Origin of the sequence: Undibacterium sp. GrIS 1.2 (genome assembly GCF_040544435.1) — a bacterium.
Lineage (GTDB): Bacteria > Pseudomonadota > Gammaproteobacteria > Burkholderiales > Burkholderiaceae_D > Undibacterium.
This window is the reverse complement of record NZ_JBEONP010000014.1, coordinates 24,570-39,115: the sequence shown is the minus strand read 5'-3', so window position 1 is coordinate 39,115 and position 14,546 is coordinate 24,570. Positions and strand designations below refer to the sequence as shown.

Sequence of the window (14,546 nt, the reverse complement as noted above, 5' to 3'; positions counted from 1 at the left end):
CTTAGCCCTTAGATTTCGGAGAAGTCGCTAAAGTGGCGGCTGCCGCGGAAGCAGGTGCTAAATCTGGTGCCAAATTTGTGATCTCAGCAGTTTTTGGCAACAGGATTTTACTACCTGGCTTAATACTATCTAACTTAGCAGAAATAACCTGAACACCTGGCTCTAGCCCCTGCAACACTTGTACCAAGCCTTCATCCTCACTACGCAAACCCAGCTTAACGGCTTGTTGCTGAACTTGATTCCCTACTATTTTATAGACTACGTCGCTACCATTCTGCTGACGGATCGCGGCCAATGGCATGACAGGGTAAGAAGTAGTTTTTTCTAAAGTGAGATTACCTTTGGCAAACATGCCCCCTCGCAAAGCGCCATCGGCATTATCAACCTCTACATACACCAGCATCGAACGTGAACCAGCCTCGGCAGATGGATTAATACGCGCTACTTTTCCAATAAAAGAGCGAGTACCAAATCCATCGACGGCAAAGCTCACATTTTGACCAATCTTGACACGTGGAATCTCACTCGCAGGTACTTGAGCCTCTAAAATTAACTGCGCCAGATTGACGATATTAAATAAGGCTGTATCGGGCGATACTTTGTCGCCAGCTTGCACGCTACGCTTACTGATGATGCCGTCGACTGGTGATTTAATTTGCGTATCCGACACGGCAATCTGCGCTACTTCTCGCTGTGACAACGCAGACTTCAAACTGGCATGTGCTAAATCCAAACTACTTTGAGTAGTATCAAACGCGTTTTGTGAGATATAACTTTGTTTTAGTAAAGCTTCATTAGAGTGCCGGTTTTTTTGCGCTAACGCCAAACGTGCTTGTGCCTCATCTACTGCCGCATCTTGTATGCTCAAACGCGCATGCAAATCAGCGCCATAAAAACGCGCAATGATTTGACCTTTTCGTACCGGCATACCCTCTTGCACCAATGTCTCATGTACCTCGGCTGCCACCTTTGACCGCACAGTGACTTGGCTTACAGGCATGAGAGATCCTGAAATCGGTAAATTCACTAACAAAGACCGGGTAGTAATTTTGGTCACATCAACAGCAGCCAATTCGTAGATGACTTCTTTGCTGGAGTCTGCCTGATTTGACGATTTGGCTGAAGATTTGGAGGATGGAGTAAGCGACTTTGTATATATTATCGAACTAGCACCAGCGCCCAAGATGACCAATCCGACCAACGGAAAGCGCCAACGCCTAAATTTATTAAAACTTGTAGTTGATGCAGCGCCGGCACTATTTATATCATTTTTTGTTTTCATGATCTGATTCTTATTATCCGCACGTCAATTGTAGTGGGTATTTTTATTGGAAAGCTGAGGGTGATGCTGGCGCTATCAAAGCGTTTTTATTATTTTGCGTGGCATAGCGCAGAACTAAGACTCTTGTGCAGGGAATAAGTTCGCCAAAACAATCAAAGATCGAAATTTGAAGAATTACCTGTTTTATAAGCCGGCATTAGGCTGCCATTGAGCTGACGTTTAGAAACAAAAAAAACGCTTTAAAACTAAGGCAAGTATTCATTGATCATCAACCAGCAGTTAATCTCAGAACAAACATAATCCATTTTTTGTAAGAAGTTCTGAATTATTTTAGGCTACGGCTCTTTTTATGTGCGCAGAATAAATTAAGCATTGCAATCCAGGTCTCTTTAAACTGACAGCAAGAAGCTCAGTGATGTTGTATTGATACCTCGAATACTGACTTAAACTTAGGCAAATTGCTTGCCTTTTATGCAAATAAAGATCAAAATTGCAAACACTATAAAGTCAATTACAACACCAAACAAAGTTGAGTGTCACAATCTCATCGAGTTAGCCTAGAATCTGATTGGGTAATGCCTTGCACAATATCGATGATATGGATTTCATGCTAGCCAGCACTGCATACCTCTCAATCAAAATCACCCTTTGGAATTGAGGTCGCTTCATGTTTTCTTTTCCGTTTAAAAAAAATAAAAACACAACTGCTGCATATGAAGAAAAGCCTTTCTTTGATAAAGAAGAACAGGTTTTTTTTAGCCGTTTGCGACGGGCGCTACCAAACTGCTACATCTTTCCTAAAGTCGATCTGATCGCTTTATTGGAACCAATCACACTCGACTCCAAAGCAAAACGTTTAGCACAGGCTGATCTCGACGGTCGGAAAATTGACTATGCCATTTTCGATGCGAGCATGAGTTTACTCTGCGTTATTGAATTGAATGCAGAGGTGGGGGACGACGGGAAGTATTTGAGTAATGAGGCTTATTTCAAAACGGCAGGCATCAAGACCATACGCTGGGAACGACAGGCATTACCTTTATACGAGCAAATCCTGCGCATCCTCGCACCATTTTCTACATTAGCGGCACCCAAGCCAGACATTGCAGCGAGTACTGTAATGAAAGCACAATTAATGACTGCGCCAAAAAGTCCCGATACAGTCCAACAAATTTACGCATCACACCCAATCCCTAGCAATATCGTGGCACTTTCTATTCATGACATAGAAAATCTGACACCAAAAAAATATATGCAAAGTGCCTATCCCCACATCTGGCAACGCATCTGTTTGTTTTGCAATGAACCTATGCATCTAAAGCGCTATCTCACATCGCTGGTTATTCAGGGTCCGGGTGAAAATCGTGTCGGATTCCCGAACGAAATATTAGTTGAAATCGCCGCTATCCAAGCAGCCAATGAAAAACATTTAGAAAAATCGTCTCCAAGAACAACTTGGGATACTGCATTCGTCAATCGTTGATTCTTTTCGAAGTGCATCAGGTTTCTATGAATTTCAATATTGATTCAATCCATCGCTACAAATTGCGTTTTAATCCCACAGAAATACGCTTCATCGCAAGTCACTAATCTAAGTCGGCGTGCAAGGTCATACTGATAGCATCCCGTCAAACGACACTCTCCGCGTTCTTATTTTAAGGAAACAGCATGAACATGACTCGTTTTGCAAAGCGCGTTTGCGCCATCAGCCTCACATTAAGTGCATTCGCCATCGTGGCTCAACCAAACACCGCCTTAGCATCTGGCTGGAACTTGCAGTGGAGTTCAGACAAAAGTATTGCAGGCTCAGGAAAATTACAACAAGAAAACCGCGCTGCAAGCCATTTCAACGCGATCAGCATAAGCCTGCCTGCAGAGATAGAACTACAGCAAGGCGACGCAGAAGGAATCTCAATTGAAACCGACGATAACTTGCTAGCCTTAATTGAAACGACAGTTGAAAACGGCACGTTAAAAGTCCGTACCTTAGAAAAGGGAATCCACCTAGACACACGTAACCTAAAAATAATTATCAAACTAAAACAAATTGATGATTTAGAAGTAGCTGGTTCTGGATCACTAAGATCTAGCCACCTTCAATCCAACAAATTACGCGTGTCAATCGGTGGCTCCGGTGCAGTTAATTTACAAGGTCTGAGCGCAGAATCACTATTTTTAACCATCGGCGGTAGTGGTAGTTTTAAAGTAGCGGGTAACGCCAACACAACGTCAATGACCATTGGTGGTTCTGGCTCTATGGATGGTTCCGCGTTAAAAACCAATGATGCCAAGGTTAGTATTGGCGGCTCTGGCAAAGTCTCTGTTGCGACGAAAAATAACCTCAAAGTAAGTATCGGTGGCTCTGGTACCGTCAATTACTATGGCAATCCGCAAGTCAGCAAATCGATAGGCGGATCAGGCAGCGTCGTCAGACTCGGCGATTTCCCTTCATAAACTAGGGTCTGGTTATACGCATCTGGCAGGAACTCACTATAATCTCGGCAGACGTACCACCACCTGTCAACGAGGATATTCCATGACTATTTCTATGTATGCCGCTTCCGTCCCTGTCTTTCGCCAAATGCTCAATAGCCTGAGCGATGTATTGAGCAAAGCAGAAGCCCATGCCACGGCAAAAAATATCGATCCTGCTGCGCTGTTGCAATCACGTCTGTTCCCTGACATGTTGCCATTCACGCGTCAAATACAAATCGCTGCGGATTTTGCTAAAAGTGTTCCCGCACGTCTGGCAAGTATCGAAGTACCTGCTTATGAAGATAACGAACAAACTTTTGCCGATCTGCAAGCGCGTATCGCTAAAACCTTGGCACTGCTAGATACATTAACGCCAACCCAGTTTGATGGTAGCGAAGAGCTGGAAATCGTATTACGCCCTGGTACACCAAAAGAGAAAAAACTGAGCGGTCAAAACTATCTGTTGTCATATGGCTTGCCACAGTTTTTTTTCCACGTAACGACTGCCTACTCGCTACTACGTCACAACGGAATTGAGATTGGCAAAAAAGACTACATGGGTAATTTCTAACTTGTCTTTTTAGCGTTAATTTAAGAATCAAGTTTTATTACATGCCAGCCGCTATGTCTGATCTTTTTTCTGCCTCCACTACCTTGGAACAGATATCGATTATTGATGGTGAGCTGGCATTTGCACATCAATTTTACTCATCAGAAGTTGCCAAGGAACTGTATGCAAGTTTGCTCGCAGAAACGCCATGGCGCCAGGATTTAATCACTGTTTGGGGCAAGACCTATTTGCAACCACGACTCACCGCGTGGTACGGCGACGTTGCGAGCAGCTATAACTACTCAGGGATCGCACTTGCGCCGCAGCCATGGACGGCTACATTATTGAAGATCAAAACTGAGATTGAAGCGCTGACCATGCAACGCTACAACAGCGTATTGCTTAACTTGTATCGGGATCAGCAAGATAGCGTAGGCTGGCATTCGGATAACGAGATAGAGCTGGGGCATAAGCCAGCAATTGCCTCTGTCAGCCTTGGTGAGAGTCGTATTTTTAAACTCAGACATAAGAGCAGACCAGAACAAAAAACCCGCAACATTGAACTAAGCAGTGGCAGCGTTTTACTCATGGCAGGCAGCCTGCAACAGCATTGGGAGCATGCTGTTTTAAAAGAAACGCGATTGCATCATCCTAGAATTAATCTTACCTTCAGAAAAATTCAAAAGTGATTTTCTGGTGCGCACAAAACATTGTGCGCGAAGCAAAATAAAAATAATAAATTACATACTTAGTTTGCAAGCTGTAGGACGTCGACTGAACCATAAAAACCAAAAAGTATTTTAAAACGGTTCTTTCGTCCGCCCTACTAAGATCGTCAACAACTAAGCATCACTGACGCTTCATTGCCTCCTTCTTCACTTTCTTATCCGCTTTTTTTTCCTTCATGGTTTTTGCTGGTTCTTTTTTGACTGCTTTTTTACTGTCTTGTGCTTTGCTCATGATGTGCTCCTTGGTGAAACAGTACAACAGTACTGCGATAAACTGGATTATAGGTCGAATGGTGCGCAATGGTATGACTGGGACGCACAAATTGGTACTATCCGTTATCTATTCCGTTTTTACATACTGTTTGTCATAGCTAAATTTGGTGCATATCTGATTTTTTCGCGCAATTTGTCTACAGTATCTGGAAATCGGAAGCACTTAGCCGAATTATTTATACTAATTATTTATGAAAATACCAAAAAGAATACAGCCACTTGTTGATGAAGGATTAATCGATGATGTCTTGCGCCAACTAATGAGCGGCAAAGAGGCCACGGTATATGTCGTGCGTTGCGGTGAGGACATCCGTTGCGCCAAAGTATATAAAGAAGCGAATCAGCGTAGTTTTAAAAAAGCCGTCGCCTACCAGGAAGGTCGCACCGTCAAAAATAGCCGCCAGGCGCGGGCGATGGAAAAAGGCACCCGCTACGGCCGCAAGATGCAGGAAGAAGTCTGGCAAAGCGCCGAGGTCGATGCCTTATACCGTCTGGCCGCTGCCGGTGTACGCGTCCCGACGCCGTATATCTGCTTTGAAGGCGTACTGCTGATGGATCTGGTGACAGATGCCACTGGCAACGCCGCACCGCGTTTAAATGATGTTGAACTGACCGAAGCGCTGGCACTGGACTATCACGCTCAATTGCTGCATCAGGTCGTCCTAATGTTATGTGCCGGTGTGATCCACGGCGATCTGTCTGAATACAATATTCTGGTGGACGACAAAGGCCCGGTCATCATTGACTTGCCGCAAGCGATTGATGCTGCGGGCAATACCAGTGCAGGCGCCATGCTGGAGCGCGATGTTGATAATTTGATGAACTTCTTCAGTCCCTTTGCGCCACAACTGGCAGGAACCAAATACGGCAAAGAAATCTGGCTGCTATATCAGGCAGGTTTGCTCACCCCAGAAACCGTCTTGACCGGTCGCGTTGCGGTGGATAAACGTCCGGCCGATGTTGGCGCGGTGATGCGTGAGATTGAAATCGCGCGGATTGAACAAGCGGATGAAGAACGGCGTTTATCTCAATACGATAATTAGATCGATCGAGCGGTAAAAACCTCGGCATCTATAGCAACACCATTCATTTCTAACTATTTTTAAACAGATTTTAAGTTGACTCATGCTGACACTCACTATTAAACAAGGCAAAGAAAAAAGCCTGCTAGAACGCCAGCCTTGGGTCTATCTCTCTGCCGTGGCGAGGGTCGATGGCAAACCCGGCGAACGAAATAAATTAGGCGCAACGGTCTTGGTTCAATCGTCTTCCGGTCAATTTCTGGCACGTGCTGCCTACAACGCAAAATCACAAATCAGTGCCCGCGTCTGGACCTTTGACCAGAACGAATCCGTCGATCACGCGATGATTAAACGACGTGTTCAGATGGCTGTTCTCAAGCGTAAAGCGAATGTAAACAGCGCCAGCAAAAACGTAAGTCAGTCTATTTCTCTGGTCTCCGGTGAAGAAGATGGTTTATCTGGCCTGGTGGTTGACTGGATTAAAGATGGTAGTACCAATGACAACAGCAAAGCAGCGAACGATTATCTGATCTGCCAATTTAATGCCGCTGGCGTCGATGCCTGGAAAGTCGCTATTGTCCAGGCACTGATGGCAGAAACTGGCTGCCCTAACGTGTACGAACGGGCAGACGAGTTAATGCGCAAAGGGGAAGGTTTGCCCGTCGTATTTGGCGCACTGGCAGGTGACGAACCACCGGATGAAATCTGGCTGATGGAAAAAGGCGTACGTATTTCAGTCGATATCAAAACGGGACAAAGAAATCACAGTAGTTAAGCGCAGCAGTGAAGTATTCCTGCAGCAATCGTGCTGATAAAAATTGGCACGATGGTTCTCTCGCCCCGTTCCGATGCCTCACGCTGATAGGCTCTTCCTATCCCAATATTCCAGCACAGCCCAGAATCGAATATCAAGTCAGTGCAAACAGGCAAAGCGAGCAAAGCACAATCCTTAGCACAGCCTGCATGGCAATGTATTTGCGTTCTCACCGCAGCAAATTAAATACTCCTATATAGTATATTTTAATTGTCCAATTAATCATTGGACAATTAGCTATTTTCAATAAAAATAATGGGGAGTATATTGATTTATCCCGTATTCGACTTGTAGAAAACGAGCTAAGCCAGACACAGATATCGCCGGTATCACGCAATATGACGAAAAAAAGCCCGCGTCAGCGGGCTAATTAGCGCACATCAAAACTGTCTAAAAATCACATCCCCTGCTCAACAAACTGCACCGGACGCCATTTCAATAATTTGTTTTCAATCGCAGTCAGCAGATACTCGGCCGCCAAGGCGACCACCGCCAACACAATCATGGCGGCAAATACCCCGGCTGCATTAAACGTCCCTTGCGCTGTCGCGATCAGCAGACCAATACCATGTCGCGCACCCAAAAACTCACCGACTACGGCACCGACCAATGCAAAACCAAAGCTGACATGCAAGCTGGCTAAAATCCAGGTCAATGCCGACGGAAACACGACCGAGAAAGTCACCTGACGTTTACTAGCCCCCAAAATATACGCATTGGCAATCAGATTTTTATCCGCCTCACGCACACCTTGGAATGCATTACCAAACACGACAAAAAATACCATCACAACCGCTAAAGCAATCTTAGACCCCATGCCCAAACCAAACATGATGATAAAAATCGACCCCAACACCACACGCGGAATAGCATTAGCGACTTTGATATAGATACTCAACACATCCGCTGCCAATTTATTGCGGCCCAGAGCAATCCCGAAAAAAATACCCAGAAAACTACCAATCAAAAAACCCAGTACCGTTTCTTCCATCGTCACCAGCAATTCACGCCAGAGCGGACCTTGCGCTGTACCTTCAGTGATCCATGTCACCAGTTGCTCATAAATAGCCGTCGGTTGCGAGAAAAAGAAAGGATCAATTAAACCCGCTTTAACTGACAACTCCCACGCCCCCAAAGTCACCACGGCCAATGCGACCCGTAAAAAAATAACCAGGCGGTGATGATTAACTCCTTTGGCAATCGCCTTGCGCTCTTCCTCACCGATTTCAGGCAGATTGAGCGACGTATTTAGGACAGTAGTATTCATATTTTTAATCCCGCTTTAAATTTGGACTTCATCTTTTAAATCCGTCCAGATTTGCTTTGACAGATGGATAAATTCTTCTGAGTAGCGTGCCGTAGAAACTTCCCGCGGACGTGCTAAAGGAATCTCGTAGCAGCTCTTGACAGAGCCGGGACCTTTAGACAACACCACCACACGGTCTGCTAAAGCAATCGCCTCTTCAATATCATGGGTGACAAACACGACGGAGGCTTTTTTCTCTGACCACAAGCCCAGCAATTCATCCTGCATCAGCGCGCGGGTCTGCACATCCAACGCCGAGAACGGCTCGTCCATCAATAAAATTTTTGGCTCGTTAATAAACGTCTGCGCCAGTGCCACACGCTTACGCATACCGCCAGACAACTGATGCGGATAATGATATTCAAAGCCAGCCAGGCCGACTCTGCGTACCCACTCGGCCGCCATCTCTTTCGCCGTTTTTTTATCCTTACCGCGAAATATCGGACCAATCGCAATATTATCGATCACGTTTTTCCAAGGGAAAACTGCATCTGCCTGAAACACAAAACCAATGTCTGGATCAATCCCCGTCACCGGCTTACCAAATACTTTAACGCTACCTGAAGACGGCGGATTTAAACCCGTGATCATGCCTAATGTGGTTGATTTTCCGCAGCCGGTAGGACCAACAATCGCGCAGAAATCGCCTTCATTGACGGTCAGACTAAAATCTTTTAACGCAAGGGTCACTTTGCCAGCCGGACTGATAAATTTTCTGCTGACATTGGTCAACTCAATGGCTACATTCGTTGCCACATTCTTAGTTACGCTCGTTGCCATACTGGTTGCCGTAGTCATCACCTCTATCGCCGAATTTTTCATTATTTCGCCGCTTTCACAAACTCGCTGGTGAAGGTATTCGCCAGATTGATCGTCTTGCCTTGTACCGCTTTATCAAAGCCATTCAATACTTTGAGTACGGTCGCGGGGCCATTTTCCGGCATCACACCATCAGCGGTAAACATCTGCTTGCTGGCTTCCAGCGCATCGATGTACATCTGCTTATTGGATGCGTAATAATCCGCTGGCATTTTTTCCGCAATCTCTTTTGCGCTATGAGTTTTAATGTATTTCAAGGTCTTTACAAACGCGTTAGCTAGCTTTTGCACCTGATCTTTGTGAGTATTCACCCAGGCAGTAGGCATATACAAACAAGCTGCCGGATAAGTACCACCGAGCGCAGCTTCAGTTTCTTTCACCGTGCGCAAATCGACCAGAATGGTGGCCGCACCGGTGGATACCAGACGCGAAATTGTTGGCTCTGTGGTCATACCCGCATCAATTTTATTTTGTGCCATTGCTGCAATAAAAGTTGAGCCTGCGCCCACTGGCAAGGTCGTAAATTCACTATTCTTCACGCCTGCTTTAGCTGCCAGATATTGCGTCAAAAAATTAGTGGAAGAGCCAAGGCCAGTGACGCCTAATATTTTACCTTTAAAATCTGCGGGAGATTTGATGTCTTTGGCAGCTGCCTTGGACACTAAAATTACTTCGCCTGGCGCCTGGCTAAACTGGACTACCGATTGCACTAATTTTCCACGCGCTTGCAAATCGATGGTGTGATCATAAAATCCCACGACACCTTGCGCTGCACCAGATAACATTTCTGTCTCTGCATTGACCCCGGCAGGCTCGCTCAGTAATTCAATCTCCAGACCAGTCTCTTTTAAATATCCTAACTGTTCCGCCAATTTAGCCGACAAGTAGATTTGCTTCTCTATCCCGCCCACCATAATCGTGATTTTGTCAGCCGCATGGACTTGCATGCTGGATACCAGCATCAGCATGGCTGCTATGGGTTTTAATGCGAGTTTGAATACTGCTTTCATGATTGTCTCCGTTATTTTTGAGTTGTATTTTTCGATACGGCGTCGCCATTAACTCGACAAAGCCATACCTGCAACGATTGCTTCCCATCGTTGCAACGTCAACTGGATATGTTCTACCAGTCACAAAATGATAATCGTCACTTTATATTCTATCTGGTGTACACAATCAGAATAAAATAAAAACGAACAAAAGCCTTTTGCACAGTGTCGTGAACAGATGCTCAATCTAATCTGTTTCGCTAAGCTTTTTTATAGACTTTTGTTCTGGATTATTTTTATTAGAACTTAAAGCGCATACCCAAGGCATATTCATTCTGCGAGGTGAATCCATTCGCTTGCGATGCCAGGTAAGTGCCGTCAGTATTCAGGCGATCGAGAGCTAAGTAAAGTTCAGTCCGTTTATCAAAGTGATAAAAAGCCGAACCATACCAAGTCTTGCGCTTACCAGTCGCTGTTTTAGTCGCATTCGCTGTATTTGCATACGCATTCAGGACGTAACCACTGCCATTGACCGCGGCGTGATCAGCATTCATTGTCTGCCAGCCGAGCTCATAATCGAACTTGCCTGCTGGAGTGAACTTAGCCGACAACGTGTATGCCTTATCGCTGCGGTTACCGATTGCAACTGGTTGATCTGCTTTATAGCTGATGTAGCCTGCATTAACGCGTACCAGGCCAAATGTATAGTTACCACCAATAGAATAAGAAGAGTGAGTGTAGCCATTAACATTTGCTGAGTTATAGAAGCTGGAGATATTGGCATTGCCGCCGTTATATGCCAAACCCAAAGATTTAGTCGATCCGGCACTAAAATCACCAGGGACGCCACCGACTTGATAACCGACACCTGCGACGATATTGCCAAACTCTTTTTTCCAGACTATCCCTTTGTCGTAACGAGTTCCTGTTGCGCTACCAGAATAAAAAATAAGCTGTTTGAAATTATTATTATTACTGTAGCCGCCTTCGTCGAGCGTCACATTGGCTGTACCGTAAGGATCGCCATAAATTTTAGAGAATTCACGCGCCAGAGTATTTTGACGACCCAATGTCAGCTTACCGAGAGTGTCGCTTTGCATACCCAGCCATGCGTCACGGTTGAATAACACGCCGGGTGTATCCATGTTGCCGGTAGGGAGTTCATACTCGCTCTCTAATTTGAAGATTGCTTTCAGACCATCGGTATCCTTCAACGCATGCTCACCTTCAATACCCCAGCGGTTGCCACTAAACCAGGCGACTGACATATCGTTTAAGGTATTACCTGTTTTATCGGCATTCGTTTTATTGCTTACGCTAAGGTCGATCAAACCGTACAGTCGAACTGAATCACCACTGTTTTTATAGACTAAACCTTCACCCGGTGGCTGAGTTAAGTTGCCAGAACCCGAGGATGTTTGTGGTGTTGCTTTAGATTCTTTTGCCGCTGCCATTGCTTGCTGGATTTGCGCTAAGGCGTCTTGTGCTTGCTGTGCAGATTTTTGTGCATCAGCTGCTGCTTTTTGGGCTTGGAGTAATGCTTGCTGAAGTTCGGGAACTGTTTGCGCTTGGGCTTGAGTCTGAAGAGCGCCCGCAACTACACCACAAATGGCGAGCGCCATAAGTTTCTTTTTCATTCTTGTCTCCTGGTTATTTTTAAGTTGTATGCCACTGCTACTTATTTTTTAGCTGAGTGAGCCTACGTCGGCAAATGTAATTGCCCAATGCCTTCTACTTACCTTCAATGAAAGCTTTGTGGAGAAAATGACACGCGATATAAGCGACTAGAGCGAAGGAGCACAATCCTTAAGGAAAATGATTTAGCCTTAAGGCTATGAAATTACTTTTAGTAGAAGACAATCGTGAGCTATCTTCCTGGTTATCACGACTATTAGCACAATCTGGTTATGCGGTGGAACAAGCGTTCACTGGTGAAGAAGCAGCACATCTATTGATAACGCAAAACTACGATGCGATCCTGCTTGATCTGACATTGCCGGGTATCAAAGGACAAACCGTCTTAAAACAACTACGGTATAAAAATAATCAAGTTCCTGTTCTCATCATCAGTGCGCTCGACACCTTAAGCGACATCATTGAGAATTTAAATTTAGGGGCAGATGACTATCTCGCCAAACCATTTGATATCCTGGAGTTAGAGGCACGACTACGTTCTTTGCTACGTCGTGCTAGTGGCAAAACGAATCCTATCGTGGCATGTGGCGAACTCAGCTATGACAGTAATTCAAAAAAATTTAGCAGCCATGGGGACGATATTAATTTAACCCCCAGAGAGCATGCCGTACTAGAAGCTTTAATACGACAAACTGGAAAAACCGTTTCTAAGAAAGAGTTGGCAGATGGACTTTTCACACTAGAGGATGCGGTATCACCAAAAGCTTTAGAAATTTATATTGTTCGCTTACGTAAAAAAATTGAAGGCTCCGGCGCACAAATTATTACCTTGCGCGGTCTTGGATATATGTTGACCTATGTTGCCACCACTTAAAAGTTTAAAAAGCCGCTTAGTTTTATGGGTATTTTTACCCACGGTGTTAATTTCTACTATCGACTTATTTGTGACGTATACCAATACCGATACGATTGCGACACTGGTGCAAGAACAATTACTCAAAGGTGGCGCTAAAATTATTTCAGAACAGCTAGCTAAAATCGACGGAAGTTATGAAATTAGCGTGCCGCCAGCCGCCTTTGAACTGTTTGCCAGCAAGTATAGAGATCGCGTGTTTTACTCAGTGCGCAGCAAAAAAGGGCTACTGATTGCAGGTGATGAGGAGCTGTCGACTTACACCGCACCACTACAATTAGAACAAGAAAAATATTTTCTCTCAACCATACGCGGCGAACCTGTACGCGTCATCGTCTATGCACATGCCTTACCTAGTACTGCATCAGGCGACTATGCCATTACCCAGGTTGCACAAACGCTACATGGCCATGCTGCGTTTAAAAAAGACTTATTTTTATTGACGATCAGAGAACATTTACTGCTTTTGTCCATCGTGATCATCGGATTATTTATTGCCTTTCGTTGGACACTGAGTCCCCTCATCCAGTTCGGTGAAAAACTTTTATTACGACAACCAGGCTCACTCGAAAAACTGGATGAAAAAAGTGCTCCGATAGAAATCCGGCCTGTAATTTTTGCGATGAACGACTATGTCGCACGATTAGATAAAACGCTAACCTCCTATGAACAGTTCGTTGCCAATACTGCCCATCAGTTGCGAACATCGTTTGCGATTATTACCTCTCAAATTAATTTTGGACATCGCAATAGTCAGCTTGATCAGACACAAAAAGAAGTACTGAATGCAATTCAAAAAACGATATTACAAGGTACTAAAGTGATCAACCAACTTCTGGTCTTGGCCGCGGTTGAACAAAATCGACATACATTAAGTACAAACAATTGTGTTTACATGGCGGACATCATCAAAAGCGTGATGGAGGAATTGGCACCGTTAGCACAGCAAAAAAATATTGAGCTGGGAATCGATATCTTGGACGATACGGCCAGCCTTGCTGCTCCCCAGAATTTATTGCGTGAGCTGGTGTCCAATCTGATTGATAACGCGATACAGCATATGACAACAGAGGGCAACATCACTGTCTCGTTACGGCAAGAAAAATCGTCAATTCTTATGAGCATCGTCGATAACGGTGTCGGTATCCCGGTGGTAGAGCAGCAAAAAGTCTTTGACCGCTTTTACCGTCTGGATGACAGTAAACCCAATAGCTCTGGTTTAGGGCTGGCGATTGTGAAAGAGATTGGTGATTCTTTAAACGCGACTATTGATTTAAAGACGCCGGACAATGGAATTGGTTTGCAAGTGGATGTGCGGTTTCCTAAAACCATGTCTTCAGTTTAATGCTGTTGGAACAAAGCGAGGTTACACCAATCCATCGTCAATCCGCTTAGCTAAGTTAATTTAAATACTCTCTCCCTGTATATATTAAGTGTCCATATAATCATTGGACGAAACAGCATATTTTGTAAATTAACTGGGGAGTATATGTATATTCATACTTGGGGAGCTTACTGAAAATTGTTCTGGCAAGACGTAACGACGAAGGCAACACAGCTAGGACGGTTTGCATCAGTCCCAAATTATCATTTGATGATTACGATTGCCATCTGTGACGATCTCCACTAAGTCCACGCGTACTTGCGCTTAGTCGCACGTGACAAGTCCGCGATCAACATCTTTAACGCAAAACTTATCTTGGTCGCAAAATAAGGCTAAAATTAATTCATCAGGACTTA

At 44.7% G+C, this 14,546-nt stretch carries 13 protein-coding genes; 8 read left to right on the top strand and 5 right to left on the bottom strand.

Features of this window, described 5'->3' with window-relative positions; translation table 11 throughout:
* Position 1: 1 nt before the first annotated feature.
* Entirely contained in the window at positions 2–1,282 is a 1,281-nt protein-coding gene (locus AAKU61_RS08135) for an efflux RND transporter periplasmic adaptor subunit (protein ID WP_354331210.1), read from the bottom strand.
* Between the two features lie 667 nt (positions 1,283–1,949).
* Here AAKU61_RS08135 and AAKU61_RS08130 point away from each other — a divergent pair.
* From AAKU61_RS08130 to AAKU61_RS08105, 6 genes are all read left to right on the top strand, one after another.
* Positions 1,950–2,765: a DUF2726 domain-containing protein gene (locus AAKU61_RS08130; protein ID WP_354331208.1), complete on the top strand. Its 816-nt coding sequence runs from the start codon at positions 1,950–1,952 to the stop codon at positions 2,763–2,765.
* 185 nt (positions 2,766–2,950) lie between these two features.
* Complete coding sequence (locus AAKU61_RS08125) at positions 2,951–3,736, top strand: head GIN domain-containing protein (RefSeq protein WP_354331206.1); 786 nt, start codon at positions 2,951–2,953, stop codon at positions 3,734–3,736.
* An 82-nt stretch (positions 3,737–3,818) separates the two neighbouring features.
* Positions 3,819–4,328, top strand: a complete 510-nt coding sequence (locus tag AAKU61_RS08120; RefSeq protein WP_354331204.1) for a DUF1993 domain-containing protein — start codon at positions 3,819–3,821, stop codon at positions 4,326–4,328.
* A 53-nt stretch (positions 4,329–4,381) separates the two neighbouring features.
* The gene (locus AAKU61_RS08115; protein WP_354331202.1) at positions 4,382–4,996 is read left to right on the top strand and encodes an alpha-ketoglutarate-dependent dioxygenase AlkB family protein; all 615 of its coding nucleotides are present in this window, start codon (positions 4,382–4,384) and stop codon (positions 4,994–4,996) included.
* Between the two features lie 503 nt (positions 4,997–5,499).
* Positions 5,500–6,351, top strand: a complete 852-nt coding sequence (locus AAKU61_RS08110) for a PA4780 family RIO1-like protein kinase (RefSeq protein WP_322117898.1) — start codon at positions 5,500–5,502, stop codon at positions 6,349–6,351.
* A gap of 82 nt (positions 6,352–6,433) precedes the next feature.
* Positions 6,434–7,105 carry a class I SAM-dependent rRNA methyltransferase gene (locus AAKU61_RS08105; RefSeq protein ID WP_354331200.1) on the top strand — a complete coding sequence of 224 codons (672 nt, stop codon included), beginning with the start codon at positions 6,434–6,436 and terminating at the stop codon, positions 7,103–7,105.
* Between the two features lie 436 nt (positions 7,106–7,541).
* On the opposite strand, the gene AAKU61_RS08100 is transcribed toward AAKU61_RS08105, so the two are convergent.
* The 4 genes from AAKU61_RS08100 to AAKU61_RS08085 form a co-directional block, all read right to left on the bottom strand.
* On the bottom strand, positions 7,542–8,411 hold the full coding sequence (locus tag AAKU61_RS08100) for an ABC transporter permease (protein WP_354331198.1): 870 nt from the start codon (positions 8,409–8,411) through the stop codon (positions 7,542–7,544).
* Positions 8,412–8,426: 15 nt separating this feature from the next.
* Positions 8,427–9,230: an ABC transporter ATP-binding protein gene (locus AAKU61_RS08095; protein ID WP_354331294.1), complete on the bottom strand. Its 804-nt coding sequence runs from the start codon at positions 9,228–9,230 to the stop codon at positions 8,427–8,429.
* Positions 9,231–9,271: 41 nt separating this feature from the next.
* Positions 9,272–10,279, bottom strand: coding sequence for an ABC transporter substrate-binding protein (locus tag AAKU61_RS08090; protein WP_354331196.1), 1,008 nt, complete (start codon positions 10,277–10,279; stop codon positions 9,272–9,274).
* A 278-nt stretch (positions 10,280–10,557) separates the two neighbouring features.
* Positions 10,558–11,895, bottom strand: coding sequence for a porin (locus tag AAKU61_RS08085; protein ID WP_354331194.1), 1,338 nt, complete (start codon positions 11,893–11,895; stop codon positions 10,558–10,560).
* Positions 11,896–12,092: 197 nt separating this feature from the next.
* Between AAKU61_RS08085 and AAKU61_RS08080 the strand changes: the two genes are divergently transcribed.
* Together AAKU61_RS08080 and AAKU61_RS08075 are read left to right on the top strand one after the other, a co-directional pair.
* Positions 12,093–12,767 carry a response regulator gene (locus AAKU61_RS08080; RefSeq protein ID WP_354331192.1) on the top strand — a complete coding sequence of 225 codons (675 nt, stop codon included), beginning with the start codon at positions 12,093–12,095 and terminating at the stop codon, positions 12,765–12,767.
* A complete protein-coding gene (locus tag AAKU61_RS08075) occupies positions 12,751–14,151 on the top strand; it encodes a sensor histidine kinase (protein WP_354331190.1) in 1,401 nt (466 codons plus the stop codon). The genes AAKU61_RS08080 and AAKU61_RS08075 overlap by 17 nt, the downstream gene beginning before the upstream one ends.
* Positions 14,152–14,546: the final 395 nt, after the last annotated feature.

What these genes read in the sequence shown, in the direction of transcription:
- AAKU61_RS08135 (WP_354331210.1), bottom strand. Translation starts at nt 1,282, where the DNA reads ATGAAAACAAAAAATGATATAAATAGTGCCGGCGCTGCATCAACTACA.
- AAKU61_RS08130 (WP_354331208.1), top strand. Translation starts at nt 1,950, where the DNA reads ATGTTTTCTTTTCCGTTTAAAAAAAATAAAAACACAACTGCTGCATAT.
- AAKU61_RS08125 (WP_354331206.1), top strand. Translation starts at nt 2,951, where the DNA reads ATGAACATGACTCGTTTTGCAAAGCGCGTTTGCGCCATCAGCCTCACA.
- AAKU61_RS08120 (WP_354331204.1), top strand. Translation starts at nt 3,819, where the DNA reads ATGACTATTTCTATGTATGCCGCTTCCGTCCCTGTCTTTCGCCAAATG.
- AAKU61_RS08115 (WP_354331202.1), top strand. Translation starts at nt 4,382, where the DNA reads ATGTCTGATCTTTTTTCTGCCTCCACTACCTTGGAACAGATATCGATT.
- AAKU61_RS08110 (WP_322117898.1), top strand. Translation starts at nt 5,500, where the DNA reads ATGAAAATACCAAAAAGAATACAGCCACTTGTTGATGAAGGATTAATC.
- AAKU61_RS08105 (WP_354331200.1), top strand. Translation starts at nt 6,434, where the DNA reads ATGCTGACACTCACTATTAAACAAGGCAAAGAAAAAAGCCTGCTAGAA.
- AAKU61_RS08100 (WP_354331198.1), bottom strand. Translation starts at nt 8,411, where the DNA reads ATGAATACTACTGTCCTAAATACGTCGCTCAATCTGCCTGAAATCGGT.
- AAKU61_RS08095 (WP_354331294.1), bottom strand. Translation starts at nt 9,230, where the DNA reads ATGGCAACGAGCGTAACTAAGAATGTGGCAACGAATGTAGCCATTGAG.
- AAKU61_RS08090 (WP_354331196.1), bottom strand. Translation starts at nt 10,279, where the DNA reads ATGAAAGCAGTATTCAAACTCGCATTAAAACCCATAGCAGCCATGCTG.
- AAKU61_RS08085 (WP_354331194.1), bottom strand. Translation starts at nt 11,895, where the DNA reads ATGAAAAAGAAACTTATGGCGCTCGCCATTTGTGGTGTAGTTGCGGGC.
- AAKU61_RS08080 (WP_354331192.1), top strand. Translation starts at nt 12,093, where the DNA reads ATGAAATTACTTTTAGTAGAAGACAATCGTGAGCTATCTTCCTGGTTA.
- AAKU61_RS08075 (WP_354331190.1), top strand. Translation starts at nt 12,751, where the DNA reads ATGTTGCCACCACTTAAAAGTTTAAAAAGCCGCTTAGTTTTATGGGTA.